The sequence below is a fragment of the Paenibacillus sp. KS1 genome, from assembly GCF_001680695.1.
GTDB classification, from domain to species: Bacteria; Bacillota; Bacilli; order Paenibacillales; family Paenibacillaceae; genus Paenibacillus_B; species Paenibacillus_B suaedae.
This window is the reverse complement of the sequence record NZ_MAIS01000227.1, coordinates 1-1,406: the sequence shown is the minus strand read 5'-3', so window position 1 is coordinate 1,406 and position 1,406 is coordinate 1. Positions and strand designations below refer to the sequence as shown.

Sequence of the window (1,406 nt, the reverse complement as noted above, 5' to 3'; positions counted from 1 at the left end):
GAGGATCGAAAGCAGCTGTTAACCCTGCCGGAAACCAGCTTTCAGCCATTCCGTATGAGTGCAGCAGTGGTAAACAAGTACGGAGAAATTCGAGTCGATGAGACGATGATGATTCCGTTGCTGGGATTAGCCCAGCCAGGTAGTGAAGTACTGATTCAAACGTTTTGGGATCGCATGGTAATCCTAAGCAGCCAGCACCAACGAATACAGGAAGTACCTCGTCCGTATACGGGACAAACCGTACAGATCCCATGGCCTACAGTGTTCAAGAACCTGCTGCGGAAGCCACGCAGTGTTACGCATTCTCAGTTTATTCGTATGTTGCCAGACGCGATGCAGCAATATGTCATGGTGAAGGAGCTTGAGGTACGCAAGGAGCGTCTGCAGGCACTGGCTCACTGGAGCGATGTATATACCGTACAACAGATTCAAGAAACGCTTGAGCAAGAAGGCAATGAAGCGACAGTTGCTTGTCTTACAGCAGCATTAGGCGTACAGCAAGGAAACAGGGAAATCCCTGTTACTTGGCAAGAAACACTATCCCCTCCAGGCACACAAATCGGTGAATCTCTCCAGCGTTATGACCGACTCATGGGGGTGAGTTGACATGCAGACAGATCTCGCAGATTTATGTCGACAGCTTCGGCTAGCGCATGTGGTAGAGTACGTGGCGCTTCAGCAGGACAAGCAGATAAGCAGATGGGTAGAGGAACTATTAACAGCCGAACTTGACGGTCGGCGCCGCTCCAAATTGGGAAAGCTCGTTCAGCAGGCCGGTTTCCCTCACATTAAAACGTTTGAAGGATATGTCTATGACCATATTTCGTTTCCAAGTGAAAGCAGTCCGGACATGCTCAGGGATCTCGGATGGCTGGAGCGACAAGAAAACTTGCTGCTAATGGGGGCTGTGGGAACTGGGAAAACACATATGGCAACCGCCTTAGGGGTGGAAGCCTGCAGACGAGGGAAAACCGTACAATTTTACCGGGCTTCGGACTTAGTAGCAGTGCTGCAGGAGAAATTCGCAGCAGGCACAATTAGTCGCTTTCGTGAGAAGCTAAAAAAGGTGGATCTGCTTATCCTAGATGAGGTCGGTTACGTACCGTTTAGCCAAACGGGAGCTGAATTGCTGTTTAATGTGATTGCCGATTGTTATGAAAGACAGAGCGTCATTGTGACGTCTAACCTAGAATTCGGTCAGTGGACCTCGATTTTTGGGGACACCAAGCTAACGTCTGCCCTGGTGGATCGTTTAGTGCACCATGCTCATATTCTCTCTTTCACGGGAGAGAGTTTCCGCTTCAAGCAAGCGATGGAACGGGTTCCTTTGTAGCTTTGCAGGTGGATGGCAAGTGCTTTGGCATTTTTGGCTGCAAAATTGAGCATTTTTCACTTGCAAAAAACAT

The 1,406-nt window shown here is 49.2% G+C and carries 1 protein-coding gene and 1 pseudogene; both read left to right on the top strand.

Annotated elements, in window-relative coordinates; translation table 11 throughout:
• Positions 1–606, top strand: a pseudogene (locus BBG47_RS27980) (hypothetical protein); the annotation flags it as partial.
• A gap of 1 nt (position 607) precedes the next feature.
• Positions 608–1,333, top strand: coding sequence for an IS21-like element helper ATPase IstB (gene istB, locus BBG47_RS27975; RefSeq protein WP_065294464.1), 726 nt, complete (start codon positions 608–610; stop codon positions 1,331–1,333).
• Positions 1,334–1,406 lie beyond the last annotated feature (73 nt).